The sequence below is a fragment of the Methylobacterium sp. NPDC097929 genome (assembly GCF_049543375.1).
Classification (GTDB): Bacteria; Pseudomonadota; Alphaproteobacteria; order Rhizobiales; family Beijerinckiaceae; genus Methylobacterium.
Map to the genome: position 1 here is coordinate 583,587 of NZ_JBMVEP010000001.1, position 23,618 is coordinate 607,204.

At 72.0% G+C, this 23,618-nt stretch carries 24 protein-coding genes; 10 read left to right on the forward strand and 14 right to left on the reverse strand.

The window, feature by feature from the left end; genetic code table 11:
- Window positions 1-146 precede the first annotated feature (146 nt).
- On the forward strand, window positions 147-1,847 hold the full coding sequence (gene recN, locus ACPCJR_RS02730) for a DNA repair protein RecN (RefSeq protein ID WP_391510805.1): 1,701 nt from the start codon (window positions 147-149) through the stop codon (window positions 1,845-1,847).
- A gap of 7 nt (window positions 1,848-1,854) precedes the next feature.
- On the opposite strand, the gene ACPCJR_RS02735 is transcribed toward recN, so the two are convergent.
- The 5 genes from ACPCJR_RS02735 to ACPCJR_RS02755 form a co-directional block, all read right to left on the reverse strand.
- Window positions 1,855-2,148, reverse strand: coding sequence for an RNA polymerase sigma factor region1.1 domain-containing protein (locus tag ACPCJR_RS02735; RefSeq protein ID WP_391510804.1), 294 nt, complete (start codon window positions 2,146-2,148; stop codon window positions 1,855-1,857).
- A gap of 59 nt (window positions 2,149-2,207) precedes the next feature.
- Window positions 2,208-2,480 (reverse strand): YiaA/YiaB family inner membrane protein, encoded by a 273-nt coding sequence (locus tag ACPCJR_RS02740; RefSeq protein ID WP_391510803.1) that lies wholly within the window; start codon window positions 2,478-2,480, stop codon window positions 2,208-2,210.
- Between the two features lie 41 nt (window positions 2,481-2,521).
- Window positions 2,522-3,214 carry a PspA/IM30 family protein gene (locus tag ACPCJR_RS02745; RefSeq protein WP_391510802.1) on the reverse strand — a complete coding sequence of 231 codons (693 nt, stop codon included), beginning with the start codon at window positions 3,212-3,214 and terminating at the stop codon, window positions 2,522-2,524.
- 162 nt (window positions 3,215-3,376) lie between these two features.
- Complete coding sequence (locus ACPCJR_RS02750; RefSeq protein WP_391510801.1) at window positions 3,377-5,692, reverse strand: FdhF/YdeP family oxidoreductase; 2,316 nt, start codon at window positions 5,690-5,692, stop codon at window positions 3,377-3,379.
- Between the two features lie 99 nt (window positions 5,693-5,791).
- Complete coding sequence (locus ACPCJR_RS02755) at window positions 5,792-6,826, reverse strand: hypothetical protein (protein WP_391510800.1); 1,035 nt, start codon at window positions 6,824-6,826, stop codon at window positions 5,792-5,794.
- Window positions 6,827-7,207: 381 nt separating this feature from the next.
- Here ACPCJR_RS02755 and dnaK point away from each other — a divergent pair, with 381 nt between their 5' ends.
- From dnaK to ACPCJR_RS02775, 4 genes are all read left to right on the forward strand, one after another.
- Window positions 7,208-9,127, forward strand: a complete 1,920-nt coding sequence (gene dnaK / locus ACPCJR_RS02760; protein WP_391510799.1) for a molecular chaperone DnaK — start codon at window positions 7,208-7,210, stop codon at window positions 9,125-9,127.
- Window positions 9,128-9,371: 244 nt separating this feature from the next.
- The gene (gene dnaJ, locus ACPCJR_RS02765; protein WP_391510798.1) at window positions 9,372-10,529 is read left to right on the forward strand and encodes a molecular chaperone DnaJ; all 1,158 of its coding nucleotides are present in this window, start codon (window positions 9,372-9,374) and stop codon (window positions 10,527-10,529) included.
- A 194-nt stretch (window positions 10,530-10,723) separates the two neighbouring features.
- Window positions 10,724-11,383, forward strand: a complete 660-nt coding sequence (locus tag ACPCJR_RS02770; protein WP_391510797.1) for a class I SAM-dependent methyltransferase — start codon at window positions 10,724-10,726, stop codon at window positions 11,381-11,383.
- Window positions 11,384-11,502: 119 nt separating this feature from the next.
- On the forward strand, window positions 11,503-11,829 hold the full coding sequence (locus tag ACPCJR_RS02775; protein WP_391510796.1) for a hypothetical protein: 327 nt from the start codon (window positions 11,503-11,505) through the stop codon (window positions 11,827-11,829).
- 49 nt (window positions 11,830-11,878) lie between these two features.
- Here the strand turns inward: ACPCJR_RS02775 and deoA are convergent, their stop codons facing one another.
- From deoA to ACPCJR_RS02795, 4 genes are read right to left on the reverse strand one after another with little or no spacing between them, the layout of a single operon-like run.
- Window positions 11,879-13,189, reverse strand: coding sequence for a thymidine phosphorylase (deoA, locus tag ACPCJR_RS02780; protein ID WP_391510795.1), 1,311 nt, complete (start codon window positions 13,187-13,189; stop codon window positions 11,879-11,881).
- Entirely contained in the window at window positions 13,186-13,941 is a 756-nt protein-coding gene (gene deoC, locus ACPCJR_RS02785) for a deoxyribose-phosphate aldolase (protein WP_391510794.1), read from the reverse strand. The genes deoA and deoC overlap by 4 nt, the downstream gene beginning before the upstream one ends.
- A gap of 10 nt (window positions 13,942-13,951) precedes the next feature.
- On the reverse strand, window positions 13,952-14,764 hold the full coding sequence (locus ACPCJR_RS02790; protein ID WP_391510793.1) for a purine-nucleoside phosphorylase: 813 nt from the start codon (window positions 14,762-14,764) through the stop codon (window positions 13,952-13,954).
- Window positions 14,754-15,191, reverse strand: a complete 438-nt coding sequence (locus tag ACPCJR_RS02795; RefSeq protein WP_391511211.1) for a cytidine deaminase — start codon at window positions 15,189-15,191, stop codon at window positions 14,754-14,756. Before ACPCJR_RS02795 ends, ACPCJR_RS02790 begins: the two co-directional genes overlap by 11 nt.
- Before the next feature lie 138 nt (window positions 15,192-15,329).
- Between ACPCJR_RS02795 and ACPCJR_RS02800 the strand changes: the two genes are divergently transcribed.
- Together ACPCJR_RS02800 and ACPCJR_RS02805 are read left to right on the forward strand one after the other, a co-directional pair.
- The gene (locus ACPCJR_RS02800) at window positions 15,330-15,554 is read left to right on the forward strand and encodes a DUF2093 domain-containing protein (protein WP_110349871.1); all 225 of its coding nucleotides are present in this window, start codon (window positions 15,330-15,332) and stop codon (window positions 15,552-15,554) included.
- Window positions 15,551-15,961 carry a hypothetical protein gene (locus ACPCJR_RS02805; protein ID WP_391510792.1) on the forward strand — a complete coding sequence of 137 codons (411 nt, stop codon included), beginning with the start codon at window positions 15,551-15,553 and terminating at the stop codon, window positions 15,959-15,961. Before ACPCJR_RS02800 ends, ACPCJR_RS02805 begins: the two co-directional genes overlap by 4 nt.
- A 9-nt stretch (window positions 15,962-15,970) precedes the next feature.
- Here the strand turns inward: ACPCJR_RS02805 and lpxK are convergent, their stop codons facing one another.
- From lpxK to ACPCJR_RS02820, 3 genes are read right to left on the reverse strand one after another with little or no spacing between them, the layout of a single operon-like run.
- Entirely contained in the window at window positions 15,971-16,954 is a 984-nt protein-coding gene (gene lpxK / locus ACPCJR_RS02810) for a tetraacyldisaccharide 4'-kinase (RefSeq protein WP_391510791.1), read from the reverse strand.
- Window positions 16,955-16,961: 7 nt separating this feature from the next.
- Window positions 16,962-18,266 carry a 3-deoxy-D-manno-octulosonic acid transferase gene (locus ACPCJR_RS02815; RefSeq protein WP_391510790.1) on the reverse strand — a complete coding sequence of 435 codons (1,305 nt, stop codon included), beginning with the start codon at window positions 18,264-18,266 and terminating at the stop codon, window positions 16,962-16,964.
- A complete protein-coding gene (locus tag ACPCJR_RS02820; RefSeq protein WP_391510789.1) occupies window positions 18,263-19,030 on the reverse strand; it encodes a lysophospholipid acyltransferase family protein in 768 nt (255 codons plus the stop codon). Before ACPCJR_RS02820 ends, ACPCJR_RS02815 begins: the two co-directional genes overlap by 4 nt.
- 207 nt (window positions 19,031-19,237) lie before the next feature.
- Here ACPCJR_RS02820 and ACPCJR_RS02825 point away from each other — a divergent pair, with 207 nt between their 5' ends.
- A complete protein-coding gene (locus ACPCJR_RS02825) occupies window positions 19,238-20,179 on the forward strand; it encodes a metallophosphoesterase family protein (protein ID WP_391510788.1) in 942 nt (313 codons plus the stop codon).
- Window positions 20,180-20,185: 6 nt separating this feature from the next.
- Here the strand turns inward: ACPCJR_RS02825 and ACPCJR_RS02830 are convergent, their stop codons facing one another.
- Window positions 20,186-20,662, reverse strand: a complete 477-nt coding sequence (locus ACPCJR_RS02830; RefSeq protein WP_110349865.1) for a response regulator — start codon at window positions 20,660-20,662, stop codon at window positions 20,186-20,188.
- 374 nt (window positions 20,663-21,036) lie between these two features.
- Between ACPCJR_RS02830 and ACPCJR_RS02835 the strand changes: the two genes are divergently transcribed.
- Window positions 21,037-21,822, forward strand: coding sequence for a cold-shock protein (locus tag ACPCJR_RS02835; protein WP_391510787.1), 786 nt, complete (start codon window positions 21,037-21,039; stop codon window positions 21,820-21,822).
- 111 nt (window positions 21,823-21,933) lie between these two features.
- Window positions 21,934-22,173, forward strand: coding sequence for a hypothetical protein (locus ACPCJR_RS02840; protein ID WP_391510786.1), 240 nt, complete (start codon window positions 21,934-21,936; stop codon window positions 22,171-22,173).
- A gap of 19 nt (window positions 22,174-22,192) precedes the next feature.
- Here ACPCJR_RS02840 and ACPCJR_RS02845 read toward each other — a convergent pair whose 3' ends face one another.
- Window positions 22,193-23,602 (reverse strand): leucyl aminopeptidase family protein, encoded by a 1,410-nt coding sequence (locus tag ACPCJR_RS02845; protein ID WP_391510785.1) that lies wholly within the window; start codon window positions 23,600-23,602, stop codon window positions 22,193-22,195.
- Window positions 23,603-23,618 lie beyond the last annotated feature (16 nt).

Consider the following 23,618-nt stretch of genomic DNA (forward strand, 5'->3'; position numbering starts at 1 on the left):
TCCGGCCTCGATCGGACCGCCTCCGGCCGCAGCCCGAATGGCGCGGCTGTTTACCCGCACCGGCCGTTCTCCACTTTCCGGGTGAACTCTCCGCCGCTTGCGGCTAAACCGGCGCGCAATCCAGCACAGGGCCCTGGCGCCGCTTCATGCTCGTCCAGCTCGCGATCCGCGACATCGTTCTGATCGACAAGCTCGAGTTGACCTTCTCCGGGGGGCTGACCGTCCTCACCGGTGAGACCGGTGCGGGAAAATCGATCCTGCTCGACGCCTTCGCCCTCGCGCTGGGCGGGCGCGGCGACGGCGGGCTCGTGCGCCATGGCGAGGCCCAGGGCGGCGTCACCGCCGTGTTCGACGTCGGTGCCGATCACCCCGCCCGCACCATCGCCGCTGCCGCGGAGATCGACACCGACGGCGACCTGATCCTGCGCCGCACGCAATTCGCCGACGGGCGCACCCGCGCCTTCGTCAACGACCAGCCGGTCGGCGTTCAGACCATGCGGGCGATCGGCACGGCTCTGGTCGAGATCCATGGTCAGCACGACGACCGGGCGCTGGCCGATCCCACCACCCACCGCGCCATCCTCGACGCCTTCGGCGGACTCCAGGGGCCGCTCGCCCAGGTCGCGGCCGCGGCCAAGCGCGTACGCGCCGCGCGCTCCGCCCTCACCGAGCAGCGCGAGCGGGTCGAGGCCGCGCGGAAGGAGGCCGATTTCCTGCGCCACGCCGTGGAGGAACTGGGCGCCCTGGATCCGCAGGCGGGGGAGGAGGCGACCCTGGCCGAGCGGCGCACGGTGATGCAGCAGGGCGAGAAGGTCGCCCGGGAATTGAACGAGGCCCTCGACCTCGTCGGCGGCTCGGGCTCGATGGTGCCGCACCTGTCCTCCGCCGTGCGCCGGCTGGAGCGGCGCAGCGCCACGGTGCCGGCCCTGGTCGATCCGAGCATCGCCGCGCTCGACGCGGCCCTCGTCGCCCTCGACGAGGCCCGGGCCACCCTGGACGCGGCCGTGCTCGCCGCGGAGTTCGATCCGCGCGAGCTGGAGCGGGTCGAGGAACGCCTGTTCGCCCTGCGCGCCGCCTCGCGAAAGTACGCGGTCCCGGCCGACGACCTCGCCGACCTGCGCAGCCGCTACGATGCGGATGTCGCCGCCCTCGATGCCGGCGAGCAGGCCCTGGCCGGTCTTCAGGCGGAGCTGGACGCGTCCGAGACGGCCTATGCCCAGGCGGCCAAGCGACTCGGCGAGGGGCGCCGCAAGGCGGCCAAGGCGCTCGACGCGGCGGTCCAGGCCGAGTTGCCCCCGCTCAAGCTCGAAGGCGCGCGCTTCATCACGCAGATCGCCGTGGACGAAGCCTCGCGCGACGCCGCCGGCACCGAGCGGGTGGAGTTCTGGGCGCAGACCAATCCCGGCACCCGCGCCGGCCCGATGATGAAGGTCGCCTCGGGCGGCGAGCTGTCCCGCTTCATGCTCGCCCTCAAGGTGGTGCTGGCCGGCAAGGGCTCGGCCCCCACCCTGATCTTCGACGAGATCGACACCGGCCTCGGCGGGGCGGTGGCCGACGCCATCGGGGCGCGGCTCGGTCGGCTCTCGGAGCAGGTTCAGGTGGTGGCGGTCACGCACGCACCGCAGGTCGCCGCCCGCGCCTCGACCCATTTCCGCATCGCCAAGGACAGCGTGAAGAGCGGCAAGGCGGCCAAGGGCGCGGAGAAGAGCGAGCGGGTCACGACCCGGGTGGTCGGGCTTGCGGCGGATGCGCGCCGTGAGGAGATCGCCCGGATGCTCGCCGGCGCCACGGTGACCGACGAGGCCCGCGCGGCGGCGGCACGACTGCTGCTGGGCGCCGCCGGCTGACCGGTTCCTACTCGCCGTCGTCCAGCTCGATCCCGTACTCCGCCAGCACCCAGAAGATCGCCTCCAGGTCGTCGGCCGTCACGTCGCGAGGGGGCAGCGCCTCTTCGAGGTCGTCGTAGGTCAGCGAGCGGCGTCGCTCCGCATCCGCCTTGGCGAGCAGGCGGTCGACCGTCATGCGGATATCCGCCGGCAGGGCGTCGTGGCTCGGCAGCACGACCCCGCCGGCCGGCTGCAGGGCATCGGCGAGCAGGCGATCGATGATCGCCTGCCGTCGCGCGTGGGCACCGTCCGAACTGTCCATGGAGCGGAATATGGACCGGCGCGGGCGCGCGTCGAGTCTCCCCCGACCGCCGTCTTTCGTCACTCCTTGCCGACCGACATCAGCAGGCGCTCGGTGCGGGCATCCTCCAGACGGTTGACCATGCGGCGGCCCTCGTGGACGTCGCGGAGCGTCTTGGTGGCGGTGATGCAGGACTGGACCAGCATCACCGTACCCATGGCGAGATAGCCCTTCATCCAGAAGTCGAGGGGCATGAACAGGATGCCGAAGCCGACGAGCGCGGCGGAGGCGATGAAGGAGTCCTGGGTGAAGACGACCCAGGCGCCGGTATGCTGCGCAGTCTCTTGGGGCATGGCACAGGGTTCCTTGTGACTCTGTCGGTTCGGACGAGGGATCAGGCAGAGGGAGAACGTTCGGCCTCGGCGCGGCTGCGCAGGCGGGCGAGCACGGCCTCGGAGGAGGGGCGGGTGGGCGGGCCGAAGCCCTCGCGCTCGAGTCGTTCGGCGATGGTCCCCTCGGGGGTCTCGATCGCGGCAAGCGCCTCGTCGGTCGCCGCCGCCTCGGCCTGGAGCCGCTGGAGGCGCGCCAGCGTGGCCTCGGCCTCACCGAGGGTGGCGCGTTCGCCCACGGTCTCCGTCCGGCGCAGACGCCGGACGGCCTCGGAGGCCGCGGCGACCCGCCGTCCGCGCTCCAGGGCCGCCTGACGCCGGGTCGCGTCGGCAAGCACCCCACGCATCCGCGCCACCTCGGCGGCGAAGGTCGCCCGCGCCTTGCGCAGGGCATCCCGCTCCGCTTCGAGCCCTGCGATCGCCTCGGCCGCCTCGCGGGCCAGATCTTCGCGGCCCGCGCTGAGAGCCGCCACGGCACGGAGTTCGAGGTCGGCCGCGCGGGACTCGACCTCGGCGAGGCGGCGCGCCTCGGCACCGTCCCCGGCCATGGCCGCGGCGAGGCTGCGCCGGCCCCGCTCCAGATCGGCGGCCGTCTCGCGGATCTGCTGATCCAGCACGAGGAGGGCGTGGCGGTCGTGGGCCTCCTCGCAGGCCTGGGCGGCGGCGCCGCGGGCAAGCGTTCGCAACAGCGTCAACATGGCATCGCTCCGGTGGCGTGACCCGTTCCGTCACGCCCCGGAGATGCGCCGAGTTTGCACAGTGTTCAAGTGACGTTTTGCACAACGTGCAATCCGCCCTGGCGCTGACGGCGCAGGTTCCGCACAGTCAGCGCCAGACTGGCTTGAGCCCGGCAGGCTGGCTCAATCGTGCACGGCCGGCCCCGCCGCCCTGGCGATGCGCACCGGGATCGCCTTCGCGGCTGGGACCTTGGCCTGCGCGTCGTGGTGCCAGAGCGGGATCAGGACGTTCAGCTCCGGGTAGTAGCCGGCGCAATTACCCTCGGGGATGTCGTATTTCACGATCCGCAAGCCCTTCACCTCGCGGGCGAACGCGTCGGCGGCCTCGGTCACGACATCCACGGACTCGCCGTCGGCCAGATGCAGCCGCTCGATGTCGTTCTCGTTCATGAACAGCACCTGCCGCGTGCCCTTCACCCCGCGAAAGCGGTCGTGATAGCCGTAGATCGTGGTGTTGAACTGGTCGTTCGAGCGCAGGGTGATCAGGTCGAGCACGTCGCGCCGGTCGCTCTTCATGTCCGGGTCCATGTCGAGCCCGTCCGGGGGGACGGCGAAGTTGGCCCGGCCGGTCTCGGTCTCCCACTTGCGCTCCCGGGCGGGCAGCGGCTTGTGCAGGCCGCCGGGCTCGAACAGGCGCGCGTTGAAGTCCTTGAACTTGTCCGGGTAGGTCGCCTCAATGGCGTCGCGCACCCGTGCGTAGTCGCCGACCCAGGCGTCCCAATCGACCTTCGGATTGGGCGGCAGGGTCGCCTTGGCGAGCTGCGCCACGATCCAAGGCTCGGAGCGCACGTGGTCGCTCACGGGGCGGGCGACGCCGCGCGAGCCGTGGAAGCAGGAGGTCGAATCCTCCATCGACACGGCCTGCGGCCCGCTCGCCTGCTCGTCCACCTCGATCCGCCCGAGGCAGGGCAGGATGTAGCTGATCTCCCCGTGCACGAGGTGCGAGCGGTTGAGCTTGGTCGAGACTTGGACGGTGAGCCGGAGCCCGCGCCACGCCTCCTCCATCCGCCGCGTATCGGGGACCGCCCGCACGAAGTTGCCTCCAAGACCGACGAAGGCCTTCACCTCGCCCGAGAGCACGCCCTCGCAGGTCTCGACCGTGTTCAGCCCCTTCTCGCGGGGCGGCTCGAAGCCGTACATCTCCTTGAGCTTGTCCAGCGGCACCAGCGAGGGCTCGTCGGCGATGCCGACCGTGCGCTGACCCTGCACGTTGGAATGGCCGCGCACGGGGCAGATGCCGGCGCCCGGCCGGCCGATATTGCCGCGCAGGAGCAGCAGGTTGACGACCATCTGCACCGTCTCGGTGCCGCGGCGGTGCTGCGTCAGCCCCATGCCGTAGATGCCGATCGCCGCCCGCGCCCGGGCGTAGACGGCGGCGGCCGCCTCCATGGCCTCCCGCTTGAGGCCGGATTTCGTCTCCAGGGCCGGCCATTCGAGCCGGTCGCAGAACTTCTCGAATTTCTCGAAGCCGTGCGTGTGCTCGGCGATGAAGTCGGTGTCGAGGACGCGCGGGCGGCCCTCGTCCTGCGCCTGCCGGTCGGCGGCGAAGAGCGCCTTGCACATGCCGGCGATCGCCGCGATGTCGCCGCCCGCCTTCACCTGGTGGTACTGGGTCGAGATCTGCGTCGAGGAATGGGTCAGCATCTCGACGGGCGATTGCGGGTTGGTGAAGCGCTCCAGTCCGCGCTCCCGCAGGGGATTGAAGGTGATGATGGGCACGCCGCGGCGGCGGGCGTCCTGCAGCGGGTGGAGCATCCGCGGCGAATTCGAACCGACATTCTGCCCGAAGAACAGGATCAGGTCGGTCGATTCGAAATCCTCCAGCACCGTCGTGCCGACCGGCACGCCGATCGATTGCGGCAGCGCCTTCGAGGTCGATTCGTGGCACATGTTGGAGGAGTCGGGCAGGTTGTTGTTGCCGTACATGCGCGCGAACAGCGCGTACATGTAGCTCGTCTCCAGAGAGGCCCGGCCCGAGGAGTAGAACACCGCCGACCTGGGGTCCGTCTCGCGCAAAGCCTTCAGCTCGCGGCCGATCTCCACGAAGGCCTCCTCCCAGGAGACCGGAAGGTAGCGGTCGCGCTGCGGATCGTAGCGCAGCGGGTGGGTCAGCCGGCCCTTCTCTTCGAGGTCGTAGTCCGGCCAGGTCAGCAGTTCGGTGACCGAGTGGCGCTCGAAGAATTCCGGGCCGATCCGCTTGCGGGTCTGCTCCCAGGCCGTCGCCTTGGCGCCGTTCTCGCAGTATTCGAACGTGGCCGGCTTGGCCGGCTTCGACCATGCGCAGGACACGCACATGAAGCCGCCCGGCTTGTTCTGCTTCATCAGCATCGCCGCGCCGGAGGCCGGGATCTCCTCGCGGGTCAGGATGTCGACGAGCGACCGGGCCGACCCCCATCCGCCGGCCGGGTCGGTATAGGCTTCGATCTTCTGGTCGGGCATGGCCGGGCTCGCTTCGCGTGAACCTCGGCCAACATCCGCGCGAAAGGCCCGGTTCCGCCCGTGCGACGATGCCTACGGCGTCGCGAAGACCGCCTCGGCCTATTGGTCGGCGAAGGGCTCCGCGCCGTGCGCGTCGGGGTTCATCCCCTCCACCGCCCCGCGGCTGCGGCGGGGCCGGGGCGGCGCGTTGGCCGCCGTCGGCGCCGCGGTGTTGGCGCCGAGCCGCGCGGCGAGGGCGATCGCCCGCGCCTCGGTGAAGCGCAGGTGGCAGTAGCCGTGCGCGCCCTCGCGGGCATAGGTCCGGCAGGCCTGCTCCCGGTCGGAGGAGAAGGCGGCCTGCTCCTGCACGATCGGGCGGATGTCGCTGCCCCGCGCCCGCTGGGTCATGACCTTGTAATTGTCGCGCACGGCCTTGTCGGCGACGCCGCGGGCGGTGTCGAACTCGCCCGCCTGCGGCATCAGCGCGGCGGCGTTCGGCCCCCAGAGGCCCGAGGGGGTCGTCTCGCAATCGGCGGCGGTGAAGGTGCAGGCCGGCCCGGAGCCGAGCGGCGTGGCGAGCACGCTGCCGTCGAGGATCTCGAAGCGCAGAGGGCATTCGGCGCTGGCGACCGAGAAGCGGAAGACGCCCTGCGCGCGTCCCTCGGCGGCGAGCGAGACCGGCTTGCCCTCGGCGAGCTTCACCGTGCAGCTCTCGGTGGGCTGCGAGATCCTGGTGCCGGGCAGGCTCACGAGCGCGGTGTAGGCCGAGCCGCTCCGCTCGATCTTGAGGGAGCCGTTCAGCCCGTTCAGCAGAAGGGTCTGTCCCGCGACGTTGTCCTCGGCCGGCACCCGCAGCACCACCGGCTGGCGCGGCTGGGCCGGCACGCTCGACCGCGTCTCGGACCCGTCGCCCGGCGGGGGCGCGATCGGCGTGCCGGGCTCGACGGGCTGGGGCGGCTGCACCGGCACGTTGCGCGGCGGCTGCGGCGGTCGCGCGGCGCGGCCGATGCCGAACAACTCCTCGAAGAAGGACTGGGCCCGGGCCGGCGCAACGGACATCCCCGCCAGGCAGGCGAGCGCGACGAGCAGCCCCGTCGCGGCGCGCGGCGGGCGAGGCCGGCCCTGACGGGATCCTTCGGGGTTGGGCAGAAACATCAGGCCTTCGTCATTCCGGTTCGATGCCCCCTGGCGCGGGCAGTCGCGCGCAGTCACCTATCGTCGTAGCACGCCACCCGTGGCGCGGACGTGGCAGCCTGGCAACAAGCCCGTGCGCCGCCGGAGGCCGCAGCGTCAAAAAAATGCGTGAACCCGCCGGGGGATGGGACGCCTGCGCGAACCTTCGGGCCGGCGTTCTTGCGGCGGCGTAGCCGTCTTCTTATATGCGGCGGGACACGGGACGAGGCCTTGGGAGCGCATCCCGCGAGGGTCAGGCGCTTCGGACCATCCCGTTCTCAAACCAGACGTTTCAACCGCCATGGGTCGAGCTGCTTCGGGGCTCGGCGGTCTGCTTGAAAAATCCAACAGAGGGATCCCACCATGGGTAAAGTGATCGGTATCGACCTCGGCACCACCAATTCCTGCGTGGCCGTCATGGAAGGCACGCAGCCGCGGGTCATCGAGAATGCGGAAGGCGCCCGCACCACCCCGTCCATCGTCGCCTTCACCGACGACGGGGAGCGCCTCGTCGGCCAGCCCGCCAAGCGGCAGGCCGTGACCAATCCGGAACGCACCTTCTTCGCAATCAAGCGTCTGATCGGCCGGACCTACGACGATCCGCTGACGCAGAAGGACAAGGGCCTCGTGCCCTACAAGATCGCAAAGGGCGACAACGGCGACGCCTGGGTCGAGGCCGACGGCAAGCGCTACTCGCCCTCGCAGATCTCCGCCTTCACCCTTCAGAAGATGAAGGAGACGGCCGAGTCGCATCTCGGCCAGCCGGTGACGCAGGCCGTCATCACGGTGCCCGCCTACTTCAACGACGCCCAGCGTCAGGCCACCAAGGATGCCGGCAAGATCGCCGGCCTCGAAGTGCTCCGCATCATCAACGAGCCGACGGCGGCCGCGCTCGCCTACGGCCTCGACAAGAAGAAGGCCGGCACCATCGCGGTCTACGATCTCGGCGGCGGCACCTTCGACGTGTCGATCCTCGAAATCGGCGACGGCGTGTTTGAGGTGAAGTCCACCAACGGCGACACCTTCCTCGGCGGCGAGGACTTCGACAACCGCGTGGTCGAGTACCTGACCGCCGAGTTCAAGAAGGAGCAGGGCATCGACCTGACCAAGGACAAGCTCGCCCTCCAGCGCCTCAAGGAGGCCGCCGAGAAGGCGAAGATCGAACTGTCCTCGGCCACCCAGACCGAGATCAACCTGCCCTACATCACCGCCGACGCCTCCGGGCCGAAGCACCTCGCGCTCAAGCTCAGCCGGGCCAAGTTCGAGAGCCTCGTCGACGACCTCGTGCAGCGCACGATCGAGCCCTGCCGCAAGGCGCTCAAGGATGCCGGCGTCTCTCCGGCCGAGATCGACGAGGTCGTGCTCGTCGGCGGCCAGACCCGCATGCCCAAGGTGCAGGAGGTCGTCAAAGCCTTCTTCGGCAAGGAGCCCCACAAGGGCGTCAACCCGGACGAGGTCGTCGCCATCGGCGCCGCGGTCCAGGCCGGCGTGCTCCAGGGCGACGTCAAGGACGTGCTGCTGCTCGACGTGACCCCGCTCTCGCTCGGCATCGAGACGCTGGGCGGCGTGTTCACGCGCCTGATCGACCGCAACACCACGATCCCGACCAAGAAGTCCCAGGTCTTCTCCACGGCCGAGGACAACCAGAACGCGGTCACCATCCGGGTCTTCCAGGGTGAGCGCGAGATGGCGGCGGACAACAAGCTGCTCGGCCAGTTCGATCTCGTCGGCATCCCGCCGGCGCCCCGCGGCATGCCGCAGATCGAGGTGACCTTCGACATCGACGCCAACGGCATCGTGAACGTCACGGCCAAGGACAAGGCGACGAACAAGGAGCACCAGATCCGCATCCAGGCCTCGGGCGGCCTCTCCGACGCGGACATCGAGAAGATGGTCAAGGACGCCGAGGCCAATGCCGAGGCGGACAAGAAGCGCCGCGAGCTGGTCGAGGTGAAGAACCAGGGCGAGAGCCTGATCCACGCCACCGAGAAGTCGGTCGCGGAGTACGGCGACAAGGTCTCGGCCGCCGACAAGGGTGCCATCGAGTCCGCCATCACCGCGCTGCGCACGGCGCTGGAGGGCGACGACGCCGAGGGCATCAAGGCCAAGACCAACGACCTGATGCAGGCCTCGATGAAGCTCGGCGAGGCCATGTACGCCGCCTCGCAGACCGAGGGCGCGCCGGGCGCCGAGGGTGCCGCGGCCGCGGGCGAGAAGAAGGACGACGTCATCGACGCCGACTTCCAGGAAGTGGACGAGAACGAGCGCAAGAAGCGCGCGTAAGTCGTCGTAATGGCCGGGAGCGGTGCGCCAGCGCCGCTCCCGGCATTTTTCGTTCCAGGGACGATGCGGACGGCTTGATCCTCGGGCAAGGCTCGGGGATCAACCTTGTCGGGCGTCCGATGGATGCGGTGGTCGATCCGGCCCGTCCCGTTCGAGTCGGGAGGCGGATCGCGGCGCGGCCGAGAGACCGGCACCGACGATCGGGCCGGCAGCCGACGCGAACGAGAGGCTCCAGGGGCCGGGAATGTCGAAGCGGGACTATTACGAGGTCTTGGGCGTCTCGAAGACCGTGACGGAGAGCGAGCTGAAGGTCGCCTTCCGCAAGCTCGCCATGGTCCATCATCCGGACCGCAATCCCGGCGACAAGGAAGCCGAGATCAAGTTCAAGGAAGTCAACGAGGCCTATCAGTGCCTCTCCGACGGCCAGAAGCGCGCGGCCTACGACCGCTTCGGCCATGCCGCCTTCAGCCAGGGCGGCGCGGGCGGACCCGGATTCGGCAACGAGTTCGGCGACTTCATGTCGGACATCTTCGAGAACTTCTTCGGGGACGGACGGGCGGCGCCCGGCGGCTCCGGCGGGCGCGGGCGCGGCGGCGCGCCGGGCCGCGAGCGCGGCTCGGACCTGCGCTACAACCTCGAGATCAGCCTCGAAGAAGCGTTCTCCGGCAAGACCGAGACGATCCGCATCCCGACCTCCATCGCCTGCGAGGTCTGCTCCGGCACCGGCGCCAAGGCCGGCTCGAAGCCGCGCACCTGCTCGACCTGCGGCGGCTATGGGCGGGTACGGGCGGCGCAGGGCTTCTTCGCGATCGAGCGGACCTGCCCGAGCTGCCACGGCCGCGGCGAGGTGGTGGACGATCCCTGCACGGCCTGCTCCGGCGCAGGACGGGTCAACCGCGAGCGCACGCTCTCGATCAACGTGCCGGCGGGCGTCGACGACGGCCTGCGCATCCGGCTCGCGGGCGAGGGTGAGAGCGGCCTGCGCGGCGGCCCGGCGGGCGACCTCTACGTCTTCCTCTCGATCAAGCCGCACCCGTTCTTCCAGCGCGACGGGGCGGACCTGTTCTGCCGCGTGCCGATCTCGATGGTGACGGCGGCACTCTCTGGCGAGATCACCGTGCCGGTGATCGACGGCTCGCAGACCCAGGTGCGCATCCCGGCCGGAACCCAGACCGCCAAGCAGTTCCGCATCAAGGGCAAAGGCATGCCGGTGCTGCGCTCGCGGGAGGTCGGCGACCTCTACATCCAGGTCTCGGTGGAGACGCCGCAGAACCTGACCAAGCGCCAGCGCGAGCTCCTGCAGGAGTTCGACCAGTCGGCCTCCGACGAGAACCACCCCGAGAGCGCCGGGTTCTTCTCCAAGGTGCGCGACTTCTTCGTCAGCGGCGCAATGCGGACGTGAGCGGCGCGCAACTGCAGCCATCGACCTACGGGCGGCGCGCCGCGGGATCAAAACCGCGGGACGCCGGTTCTCTCCGCGGCTCGGTGCGGCGCGCCGCGTGCCGTTCGTTACGGACGCGCGCGGCGCAGCTTGACTGAGTGCGGGTTTTCGTCGTCTAGCCTGTCCCCTCCATGATGACCCGAGGACCATCGGACGTGCCGCCGCTTCGCCGTACCAGCGCCCGAGCCGTCGCCGCGACACGCGTCATCCGCGAGCGGAAGGATCCTCTGGAGGACGAGGCGCGCTTTCTGCGCTCCTGGTTCGAGCGCCCGCTCGTCACCGGCGCCGTCACGCCCTCGGGCCGGATGCTCGCGCGGACCATGGCGGCCTACGCCGATCCGAACGTCGCGGGTCCCGTGATCGAGCTGGGACCGGGCACCGGCCCGGTGACCGAGGCTCTGATCCGCCGCGGCTTCGATCAGGACCGGCTCGTCCTCGTCGAGTTCAACCCGGATTTCTGCACGCTGCTGCGCCGCCGCTTTCCCGGCGCCACCGTGATCTGCGGCGATGCCTACCGCATCCGCGACACGCTGGGCGACCGGCTCGGCAGCCTCAGCGCCGCGACGATCTCGAGCCTGCCACTGTTCACCAAGCCCCTGGAACAGCGTCTCGAGCTGCTTCAGGGCGCCCACGACCTGATGCGTCCGGGTGCCCCCTTCGTGCAGTTCACCTACGCGGTGGTGCCGCCGATCCCTGCCAAGTGCGAGGCCGGCAGCTACACCGCCAGCCGCTCCAACCGGGTCTGGCTCAACCTGCCGCCCGCCCGCGTCTGGGTCTATCGGCGGCCCGAGCCGCAGGGCGCCGCCGGTCCCTGAGCGCCGACATCGCTGGCATGTTTCCGATTGTACGGATCGCGCTCAGTCGCCATTCACCCGGCGCCGCCTAGCGTCACCTCCAAGGCCGGTCCCGACGGCCGATGATTGGAGGTCACACCATGTCCCAGCGATCCATGACAGGGCGCGCCCGCGCCGCGCTCGCCGGCCTCGCGCTCATGGCCGCCGGCCTGTTCGGTGCCGATGCCGCCCGCGCCGCGCCGCTCGCGCCGGCTCCCGCCGCAGCGCTCGCCTCCGAGGCGACCGTCGAAACGGTGCAGTGGCAGCACCATCATTTCGGCCATCGCCACCATCCCCGCCATTGGGGCCACCGCCACCATCGTCACGGGCATTGGGGCCATCACCGCCGCCACTGGGGCCACCATCACCACGGCTGGGGCCACCGCCATCACCATCGCGGTCACTGGGGTCACCGCCACCGCTGGTAAGCGAGGCGGAAGGCCGGCCGGGGCTGTCGCCTCGGCCGGCCTTCCCGTTTCAGCCGAGCCGCTCCATCACGGCCTCGCAGGCGACCGGTGAGGCCGTGCCGATCCGGTAGGCCGCCCGCAGAGCCGCTTCGGCCCGCCCGGCCGCGGCCTCGTCCGCCGCGTGGACGAGAGCGATCGGATCGCCCGCCGCGAGCCGGTCACCGGGCCGCACGAGACCGGTGAAGCCGACGCTCGGATCGATCGCGTCCTGCGGCCGGGTACGGCCGCCGCCGAGCCCGATCACCGCGAGGCCGACGGCGCGGGTATCGACGCGCTCCACGAGACCCGCCTTTCCGGCCGTCACCGGGCGCACCACCGCCGCCCGCGGCAGGTGCTTGTCCGGTGTGTCGACGAGGTCGGTGGGGCCGCCCAGAGCCGCCACCATCCGCGAGAAGACTTCGCAGGCCCGGCCCGAATCGAGCGCTTCCGTCAGCCGTTCCTCCGCTTGCCCGACATCCGCGGCGAGGCCGCCGATGGTCAGCATCTCGGCGGCCAGCGCCAGCGTCACCGCGTGGAAGCGCGGCTCGCGGGTGCGGCCGGTGAGGTAATCGAGCGCGTAGGCCACCTCGACCGCGTTGCCGGCGGCGGAGGCGAGCGGCGCGTCCATGTCGGTGACGAGGGCGCGGGTGCGCAGGCCGGCCGCGTTGGCCACCGTGACGATGCTCTCGGCCAGCGCCCGCGCCTCCTCGCGGCTCACCATGAAGGCGCCCGAGCCGACCTTCACGTCCATGACGAGGCCCTGCAGCCCCGCCGCGAGCTTCTTGGAGAGGATCGAAGCGGTGATGAGATCGAGGGATTCCACCGTCCCGGTGACGTCGCGGATCGCGTAGAGGCGGCGGTCGGCCGGCGCCAGTTCGGCGGTCTGGCCGATGATGGCGCAGCCGACCTCGGCGACCACCGCGCGGAAACGGTCGAGGCCCGGCGCCACGTCGTAGCCGGGAATGCTGGCGAGCTTGTCGAGGGTGCCGCCGGTATGGCCGAGCCCGCGCCCGGAGATCATCGGCACGAAGCCGCCGCAGGCCGCCACCATCGCCGCGAGCGGCAGGCTCACGGTGTCGCCGATCCCGCCGGTGGAGTGCTTGTCGAGCACGGGGCCGGGCAGGTCCCAGGCCAGCACCGTGCCGGAGCCGGTCATGGCCCGGGTCAGCGCCACGCGCTCGTCGAGGCTGAGCCCGCGGAAGAACACCGCCATGGCAAAGGCCGCGGCCTGCCCCTCGGTCACGCGCTCCTGCACCAGCCCCTGGATGAAGCCGGCGATGTCGGTCTGCGAGAGCGCGCGTCCGTCGCGCTTGTCGCGGATGATCTCCTGGGGGAGCCTCATGCCTCCGCCCCCAGGGCGCGCACCAGTTCGGCGTGGAGCGCGCTCGCGCCGATGCGGAAGGTCGTCGGACCGGCCCAGTCCGGCCCCATGATCCGGTCGGCGAGCGCCAGATAGGCGGCGGCGTCCTCGACCCGGCGCAGGCCCCCCGAGACCTTGAGGCCCGCCGGACGGCCGCCCGCGCGGATCGCGTCGAGCATGATCTCCGCGGCGGGCAGCGTGGCGGAAACGGGCGTCTTGCCCGTGGAGGTCTTGAGGAAGTCGGCGCCGGCCTCCAGCGCGAGCCGGCTCGCCCGGGCGATCAGATCCGCGTCCCCGAGCATGCCGGTCTCCAGGATCACCTTGAGAAGCCGGTCGCCGCAGGCCTCGCGTATAGCGGAGACCATCGCCCGGGCTCCGTCCGAATCGCCCCGCATCAGGGCGCGGTAGGGCAGGACGAGATCGATCTCGTCGGCGCCCGCGCGCAGGGTCTCGCGCGTCTCGCGGATGACCTGCGCCGCGTCCTCCTCGCCCGAGGCGAAGTTGACGACGGTGGCCACGCGCACACCGCTGCCCTCGAGCGCGCTCACCGAGACCGGGACGAAGCGCGGCCAGACGCACACGGCGGCGACGCCGCTTCCGCGGGCGGTCTCGCAGAGGGCCAGCGCGCCGGCCTCGGTGGCGCTCTCGCCGAGATCCGTCAGGTCGAGCAGCGGCAGGGCGCGCCGGGCGACGCGGGCGGCCTCGCGCGGGGGGAGGGGGGAGGGTGCGGACATCCGCGATCCTTCAAGGTTCCGGCAGGCGGGCGACGAAGGCGGCGGCGAGCCGGGCGAGGTCGGTGCCCGCGCGGGCCGCGACCGCCTTGGTCTCGGCATGGTGGGGATCGCCGCCCTCGATCCCCGCCGCGAGGTTCGTCACCACCGAGACGGCGGCGACGGAAAGGCCGAGGAAGCGGGCGAGGATGGTCTCGGGCACGGTCGACATGCCGACGAGATCGGCGCCGAGGATGCCGGCCATGCGGACCTCGGCAGGCGTCTCGAAGCTCGGCCCGGAGAACCAAGCGTAGACGCCCTCGGCCAGGGGCAGGCCGGCCTCCTGCGCCGCCGCCCGCAGAGCGCGGCGCAGGGCGGGATCGTAGGCGTCCGTCATCGGCACGAAGCGCGCGTCGCTCGCCTCGCCGATCAGCGGGTTGAGCCCCGACAGGTTGATGTGGTCGCTCAGCATCACGAGGCTGCCGGGACCGACGGCGGGACGCAGAGAGCCGGACGCGTTGGTGAGCAGGAGTCGATCGGCACCCAACGCTCGCGCGGCGGCGAGCGGCCGGCGCATCGCCGCCGCATCGCCCCGCTCGTAGGCGTGAGCCCGCCCCTCGAAGACGAGGACCGACCGCCCCGCGAGACGCCCGCGATGCAGGCGGCCGCCATGCCCGCTGACGCCCGGGGCGGGAAAACCGGGAATCTCTGCGTAGGCGAGGCTGCGACGATCCTCGACCGCTTCCACCAGCGCACCCAGGCCGGTCCCGGTGACGATGGCGCAGGCGTGAGGGCCGGCGAAGCCCTCGGCCCGCAGCCGGGCGAGCGCGGCGTCGTCAGCCACCATGGGCGAGATGCTCCGGTCCGAAGGAGGCCGGCAGCAGCGCCTCCAGCGTGTAGCGGGCGCGAAGGCCGCCGGGTCCGGCGGCGAGGATCGGCGTGTCGGGCGCCCCGAACTCGCGGATGCGCTGGCGGCAGGCCCCGCAGGGCGTGACCGGATCGGGGCTGTCGGCCAGGACGAGGATCGCCCGGATGCGGCGGCCCCCGCCCGCGATCATCGCGGAGACGGCGCCCGCCTCGGCACAGGTGCCGACGGGATAGGCGGCGTTCTCCACGTTGCAGCCGGCATGGATGCGCCCGGCCTCGTCGCACAGGGCCGCACCGACACGGAACCCGGAATAGGGCGCGTGGGCGCGGGCGCGCATGGCGAGGGCTGCCGCGAACAGGGCGTCGAGGTCGGGTTCGGTCACGGGCGCGCTCGGGGCAGCGGACAGGGCATGGTCCGGTTTGGCCCGAGGTGCCCCTGCCTGTCGAGGGGCGGGAGCGGACGGGACGCGCCGGCAGTCGACAGCGCCGCGCGCGCCTTCTAAGGCAGATCGGGACGGATTGGACGGCAGCGGGAGGCCACGGCAATGCTCGGACGCTACGATCGGGGATCGACCGGCGGCGAGGCCAAGGTCGAGTTCGGTGACGGCACCATGCGGGTGGTCAAGCCCGGCACCTACGTGCGCTGCGCGGTGACCGGCGAGCCCATCGCCCTCGACGCCCTGCGCTACTGGGACGTGGATCGCCAGGAGGCCTACGCCTCTCCCGAAGCGGCGATGCAGCGGCTCAAGGAGACCCGCGCGAGCCGTTGACGCCGCGCCGCGTCCGCCGCCCCGCCTCGACCGACCTCGTCGGAATCGGCCTGCTCGCCGGAGCGGCAGGCCTTGCTGTCATCGGCATCAGCGATCTCGCCGCCCTGATCACCGGCACCGAGCGGATCGAACTGTCGAGCCACGCGCCGGCGGCCCTGGCCGCCGCCATCGGGCTCGCCGCCTTCGCGGCGATGCTGCTGCGGCGCAAGGGGACGCCACGCGGTGACACCCGGCTCATGGGCCTTGCCCTGGCCTGCATCCCGCTGATGCTGCTACTGCCCATCCCCTACCTGCTGGCGGGACGCGCCGTGCTGACCGCGCACGGCTACCGGCAATGCGACACCGGCATCGACGGCCGCCGGGCCGTCTACCGCTGGTATCGGAGCCCGACCGGACCCTGCCGTTGACGCCGAGCGTCAGGCCCGCGGGAACGCCGCCGCGAGTTGAGCCCGGATACCCGCCTCGTCGGCGAAGGCGAGGACCACCCGCAGCACCTCCACCCCCGCGCTCCGCCCGGCCGGCAGGCGCACCGCATCCTTGGCCGTGGTGACGAGGCCGGCGCCCTCGCGCCGGGCCAGCGCCGCCAGATCCGCCAGATCCGAATCCCGGAACGGGTGATGATCGGGAAAGGACCGCTCGGCCACCACCTGCGCGCCGAGCCCCCGCAGCGTCTCGAAGAACTTCTGCGGGCGGCCGATCCCGGCGAAAGCGACGACCCGGCGCCCGGCCCAGGCCCCGCCGGCCTCGGGCACGAGGCGGGCGCGGTGGACCGGCAAGCCGCGGGCCTGCGCCGCCTCCGCGACCGCCGCGCCGGGCGCGCCGTCCCCGACGAGGACGAGGCCGGCCACATGCGGCCATTGCCGGGCCAGCGGCGCCCTCAGGGGGCCGGCCGGGAAAGGCAGGCCGTTGCCGACGCCCGCCCCGGCATCGACCACGGCGAGCGCGAGGGTCTTGGTCAGGCTGGGGTTCTGCAGCCCGTCATCCATGACGATCACGCTGGCACCGGAAGCCGCGCAGAGGCGAGCGCCGGCCGGGCGGTCACGGGACACGATCGTGGTCGCGCGCGCCGCGAGCAGCAACGGCTCGTCACCGACCTCCGCCGCGCCGTGCCGCGCGGGATCGACGGCGAGCGGCCCGGGGAGCCGGCCGCCATAGCCGCGGCTGAGGAAGGCGGGCCGGTGCCCGAGATCGCGCAGCAGGCCGGCGAGGGCCAGGGCGGCCGGCGTCTTGCCGGCGCCGCCGAGGGTGAAGTTGCCGACGCAGAGGACGGGACAGGGCGGTGCGGCGCCGGGGCGGTCCATGCGGCCGGCGACGCGCCCACCGTAGACACGGCCCGCGGGTGCCAGCAGCCGGGCGAGGGGATGGGTCGGCGGCTGCGACCAGAATCCGGGCGGGCGCATCGGGGGCTCAGGCGCGCTCCCGCGCGGCCAGCTTCATCTGCGCGACGTAGGGTTCGAGCACCGCCAGCGTGCGCGTCACGGCCCCTTCGAAGGGCAGGAGCGCCGCATGGCCCCGCTGCGCCATGGCGGAGAGGCGGTGCGGATCGGCGACGAGTTCGGCGACCGCCGCGAGGAGGGAATCCTCGTCCGCGACCGCGCGCGCACCGCCGTCGGCGTCGAGAGCGCCGTAGGGCTCCGTGAAATTGTGGACGTACGGCCCGTGCAAAATCGCGCTCTCCAGGCGCACCGGCTCGATCGGATTCTGGCCCCCGTGCGGCACCAGCGAGCCGCCGAGGAAGACGAGCGGGCAGAGCCGGTAGAACAGTCCGAGTTCGCCGAGCGTGTCGGCCACGTAGAGGTCGATGCCCGGCAGCGGGCGCCCGCCCTTGGCGCGGCGGGCCACGCGCAGGCCGGCTTCCACGGCGGCCTGGGCCACCTCCTCGCCCCGGCGGGGATGGCGCGGCACGATCACCGTCAGCAGGCGGGGGAGGCGCGGCTTGAGGCGGGCATGGACGCGGGCGACGATCTCGTCCTCGCCCGGATGGGTGCTCGCCGCCACCCAGACCGGCCGGTCGCCGATCATGTCGCCGAGATAGGCGACCTGTTGCGCATCCGCGGGTGGTACGGCCGAGTCGTATTTGAGGTTGCCGACCACGCTGATGCGCGGGGCGCCGAGCCGGGCGAAGCGCTCGCCGTCCTCCCGGGTCTGAACGAGGCAGACCGCGATCCGGGTCAGCAGCGCGCGGGCGGTGTCGGGCGAGCGCGTCCAGGCCTTGTAGGAGCGCTCCGACATCCGGCCGTTGACGAGCACCAGCGGGATACCCCTTCGATGAAGGGAGACGATGGTGTTGGGCCAGATCTCCGATTCGGCCACGAGGGCAAGGTCGGGCTGCCAGTGATCGAGGAAGCGCTCGATCCAGCGCGGCGCGTCGAGCGGCATGTACTGGTGCACGGCGCCCGGCGGCAGGCGCCGGCTCAGAAGGTCGGCGGCGCTGCGGGTGCCGGTGGTGACGAGCACCGAGCAGCCGCGGGCGATCATGCTCTCGATCAACCCGACCAGGGAGAGGGCCTCGCCGATACTGGCCCCGTGCATCCAGACGAGGTGGCCCACCGGCCGCGCCCGGCCGGCCAGACCCCGGCGCTCGGAGAGCCGGGCAGGATCTTCCTTGCCCCGGCGGGAGCGCCAAGCCAGCAGGCCGGCGACCGCGGGCTCGCCGAGATAGAGCCCGTAGCGATAGGCGCGCAGGGCGACGGGAAGCGGCGCCACCCTCATGCCGGGCGGCCCGGCGCGTCGCTCAAGGACTCGGTCGGCGTCGCGGGCCAAGCGCCGACCCGGTCGGGCCGGCCGACGAGGCTGTAGGCGCGGTCGTGGACGCGGTTGAGTTCCGTCTGCACCCGCTGCCGCAGGGCCTCGACCTCGGGGGGCTCGATGTCGCGGGGGACGAAGGTCGGCTCGCCGAACACCATCGCCCCGCGGCCGAAGGGCAGGCCGAGGCAGGCCCGGTCCCAGGAGTTGAAGCGGATGTGCCGGCTCGTCACGACGGCCACCGGCACGATGGGAGCGCCGGAGAAGCGGGCGAGCATGATGATGCCCGCATCGCACACCCGCGAAACCTTGGGCACGTCCGCCGAGAAGGCGACGGTCTCGCCACCCTTGAGCGCCCGGACCATGGCGCGCAGGCCCTCCGCCCCGCCCTTGGCGCGCGCATCCTTCACCGCGCGGCCCCGGGCGCCGGAGGCACGCATTACCCGGACGCCCAGGCGGGTGAGCGCCATGGTGTTGATGTTGCCGTCGGGCGAGCGCGAGATGATCGTGGCGACCCGGTCCTGCGGACGGCTCATGAACGAAATCATGATGTGCTGGCCGTGCCACATTGCCGCGATGAACGGGCCGTGGGCATCGAGCCGGGCATAGGCGTCCGCCGGCTCCAGGGTGAAGCGGTTGGTGCGCCGCACGAGCCGGAGATAGCCGGAGGCGACGTGGCTGAGCGCAAGCTGCACGGCCGGCTTGCGGCCGATGGTCTTGATGAGGCCCATGGGATCGGCGCGCTCTTCCCATTCGCGGATTGCCGGCTCCGGCGGCGAGGTCCGGAGGGTCCGACAGACGGGGCTGTCTAGCCCCGACAGGTCCGCCGAGGCAACGGACGGAATACGGAAGTTTAATCTAGGTTATAAGCTCGGTCGCGCTTCGGCCCCGGTCCGGTGTTGACGCGGGCGCGGGTTCCCGCGATGCGGGGCGGCGACATGTTCCGACTCGCCCATCTCACCGATCCGCATGTCGGACCGCTGCCGCGACCGCGCCTGCGCCAGCTCCTCAGCAAGCGGGCCACCGGCTACGTGAACTGGCGCCGCGGCCGCGGGCGCCACCACGACATGGACCTGCTCGGCGCGCTCGTGGCCGACCTGCACGCCCAGGCCGTCGATCACGTCGCCTGTACCGGCGACCTGTGCAATCTCGGCCTGCCCGACGAGTGGGAGACCGCCCGGATCTTCCTGGAGGCGCTCGGTCCCGCGGACCGGGTCAGCTTCGTGCCGGGCAACCACGATGCCTATGTCCGCGGCTCGCTGGAGGGCCTGCTCGGCACCTGCGGCGGCTGGACGGAGGCCGATGACGGCCAGAGCTGCGCCTTCCCCTATCTGCGGCGGCGCGGGCCGCTCGCCCTGGTGGGATTGTCCTCGGCGATCCCGACCAAGCCCTTCGCCGCGAGCGGGCGCCTCGGACCGAGCCAGATCGAGCGGGCCGAGCGGCTTCTGCGCGATCTCGCCGCGGCGCCGGAGCGACCCTGCCGCGTGGTGATGATCCACCACCCGCCCCACCTCGGCGGAGCGGCCTCGGGGCGGGAATTGAAGGATGCGGCCGATTTCTCGGCGATGATCGGCCGGGCCGGGGCGGACCTGATCCTGCACGGGCACAACCACGTCGGCACCGTGGCGCAGATTCCGGGGCCGGAGGGACGGCCGGTGCCGGTGGTGGGCGCGCCCTCGGCCTCGGCACGCACGCTGCTCACCAACCGCCGCGCCTCCTACTACCTCTACACGGTCACGCGAGGGGAGGCCGGCTACCGCATCGCCGTGACGGAGCGCGGCCTCGACGAGGCGGGCGGCATCGGGCCGCTCTCGGGCTTCGACATCGAGACCCCGCCCGCCGACCGGATCGGCCGCATCCACCGCCGTCGCCAGGCCTGAGGGCCGTCAGATCAAGCCCATCTTGGAGAGGCCGTTCGCGCGGGGCAGGGGGCGCAGCAGGCTCTTCACCTGCGAGAAGGGCCGCGGCCGGTTGATGACCTCGTCGAGCCGCGACCACAGGGTCTTGGGTGAGAACGGCTTGGCGATGATCTCGTTGACCCCCAGCGCGATCGCCCGGTCGACGACGTTGCGGCGCGGCTGGGCCAGCATCAGGATGATCGGCACCGTCGGCGAGGGCGAAGTGGCCGGCGTGCGGGCGAGCCGGATGAACTCCTCGCCCGACAGGATCGCCAGATCCCAGTCGATGATCGTGAGGTCGGGCTTGCTCTCGGCCAGCACGCCGAGCGCCTCGGCGCCGTCCGGCGCCTCCAGCACGCGCTTGATGCCGACGCGCATCAGCATGTCGCGCACGATGCGGCGGATATAGAGGCTCTCGTCCACGACGAGGGCCGAGAGATCCGGGAAGGTCGGGGTTGCGATCATCGGCGGCGGTCGCGCCCGGCGGGGTCCGGAGCGTCTCCGGGCCACCCTAGCGCCGTGCCGGTTTGCGTTTCCCTAAGGCCCGCGAGGGATCACGGCGCCGAATCACCTCGGCCGGATTGTCCCGCCCCACAACCTCAAAGAGGCAAGGGAGCCCTGCGGAAGAGATTGCGTACGCAGTTGACCCCGAAAAAGCGGAGCTCGAAGCACGGACCGGTTAGAAGTTCCTTGCGGTATGGGCGGGATTGCGTCAGACCTATGGCGTTACTCCCGGTGGCCGCAGCCGGGGGAATGATAGTGCGGGGCGTGGGCTGTCTCGAGATAGCGCGCACGCGGTATTCGAGACTTGGCGGGCGAACGGTTTTTGCGAGCTTTCAATGGGACGTGGTCGTGATTTCAGGGGGCCGCAGAAGCGCGGCTTCGATGAGGGTGGTGCCGAGCCGCAGTGGCCCGATCAGCTCCCCTCCAGCGGCGGGTACGGCGGCGGGGACCGCTTCGGTGGCGGTTACGGCGGCGGTGGCGGTTTCGACCGCGGTCCGTCGCGCGCTGCCGCGGCGCCGACGGGCCCGGAGCGTGATGCCACGGTAAAGTGGTTCAACAAGGAGAAGGGCTTCGGCTTCGTGGAGCTCGGCGACGGCTCCGGCGACGCCTTCCTCCACATCCGTGCGGTCGAAGCCGCCGGCCACGACGATCTCCTTCCCGGCACGCGCCTGACGGTCCAGACCGCTCAGGGCCAGAAGGGCCCGCAGGTCACCGCGGTGACCAGCGTCGACACCTCGACGGCCGAGGCGGCTCCGCCCCGGCGCGAGGCTCCGCGCTTCGGCGGCGGCGGTGACCGCTTCGGTGGCGGCGGCGATCGCTTCGGCGGTGGCGGCGACCGCTTCGGCGGCGGCAGCCGTGACCGCTTCGGCGGTGGTGGTGGCGGCGGCGGACGTTTCGCCAGCGGCCCCTCGGTCGAGATGACCGGCACCGTGAAGTGGTACGACCCGGCCAAGGGCTTCGGCTTCGTCTCGGTCAACGACGGCGGCAAGGACGTGTTCGTGCACCGCTCCGCCCTGTCGCGTGCCGGCCTCGACTCGCTGGCCGAGGGCCAGCAGGTCACCCTCGGCGTCGTCGAGGGCCAGAAGGGCCGTGAGGCGCAGAGCGTCAGCGTCGATTACTGATCGGCGCACAACGGATTGACGAAGCGGCGGCCTCACGGCCGCCGTTTTCGTTTGTGGGAATGGCCGCGCCTATCGGGCGCCCCCCGACGAGCTCAGCGTGAGAGTGATGCGATGCGGCGGACGGCGAGCGCGCTCGGCCTGCTCCTGCTTTGCGCGGCGCCGGCCGCGGCCGAGGACTTCACCGGCTTCTACGCCGGGGTGAATGCGGGCTGGGCCTCCGGGCGCGACCGCGACGCCGCGGCACCGTCTCTGCCCGGTGAGGCGAAACCTGGAGACGGGCTCCCGCCGAGCGTGGCGCGGGTGCAGGAACGCCACCTGCCGAACTCCGAACGGCCCGCGCGCGGACGCTGAGGAGCGCCCGCCGAATCCGTCACTGTTTCCGTGGGTAGCGCTCGGCCACCAGGGCGTGGGCGAGGCGGGCGGTTTGCACCTCGCCGCCCTCCGGCCGGCCCGGCTTGGTCGAGGGATTCCAGCCGAACAGGTCGAAATGCACGTGGGCCCGCGTGCGGCGCACGAACCGGCGCAGGAACAGGGCGGCGGTGATCGCCCCCGCGAAGGGGCCGCCCGGCGCGTTGTTGAGGTCGGCCACCTTCGAGTCGAGCAGGCTGGCATAGGGCGCGTGCAGGGGCAGGCGCCAGACCGGATCGTTGACGCTGAGCCCGGCCTGCGCGACGGCGGCGGCCAGCCCCTCGTCCTCGGTGAAGAAGGCCGGCAGGTCGGGTCCCAGGGCCACGCGGGCGGCGCCGGTGAGGGTCGCGAAATCGATCAGCAGATCCGGCTCGTCCGCGTCGGCGAGCGCCAGGGCGTCGGCGAGGATCAGGCGGCCCTCCGCGTCGGTGTTGCCGATTTCGACGGTGAGGCCGGCGCGGGAGCGGATCACGTCGCCCGGTCGGAAGGCCTCGCCGGCAATCGCGTTCTCGACGCTCGGCACGATCAGCCGCAGGCGGACCGGCAGGCCCGCGCCCATGATCATCTCCGCGGCTGCGAGCGCCGCGGCGGCGCCGCCCATGTCCTTCTTCATCAGCAGCATGTTGGAGGCGGGCTTGATGTCGAGCCCGCCCGTGTCGAACACCACGCCCTTGCCGACCAGCGTGACCCGCGGCGCATCCTGCGCACCCCAGGTCAGATCGATCAGCCGCGGCGCCCGCGGCGAGGCGGCGCCGACCGCGTGGACGAGGGGAAACTCTTCCTTCAGCGCCGCGCCCGCTGTGACGGTGACCGCCGCCCCGAACCGCGCGCCGAGGGCACGCAAGGCCGCCTCGATCTCGGCGGGGCCGAGGTCGTTGGCGGGCGTGTTGACGAGATCGCGCCCGGCACAGACCGCCGCCGCGATCCACCCCAGCGCCGCCGCGTCGGCGCCCTCCGGGGCGACGAGGCGCGGGCGCGGCTCACCGGGCTTGCGGTAGCGTTCGAACCGGTAGCTCCCGAGCAGCCATGCCAGGGCCGCCTCGCCCGCATCGAACCCGTCCCCGGGCTCGAACCGGTAATCGCCCGCCGGCAGCGTCCCCGGCAGCTTGCCGGCCAGGAAGCGGTCGCGGGCGGGTGCCTCGGCCTCGCCGAGACCGAGCAGGACGCGGGCGAGACGCCCGTCGTCACCGGGCAGCAGGGCGACGCGCCCGGCCTTCGGGGCAAAGCCCGTGGCGGCGGCGAAGGCGCGCTGGATCGGCGGCAGCGCCGCCTCGGCACCCGCCCAATCCTGCGCCGTCACGCAGAGAATCGGGATCGCCTCGGCGGCGCTGGCGAGGAGGGCGGGTCCGTCCCGGGTCTCGGTCTGGGTCATGGAGGAGAAGCTTAAC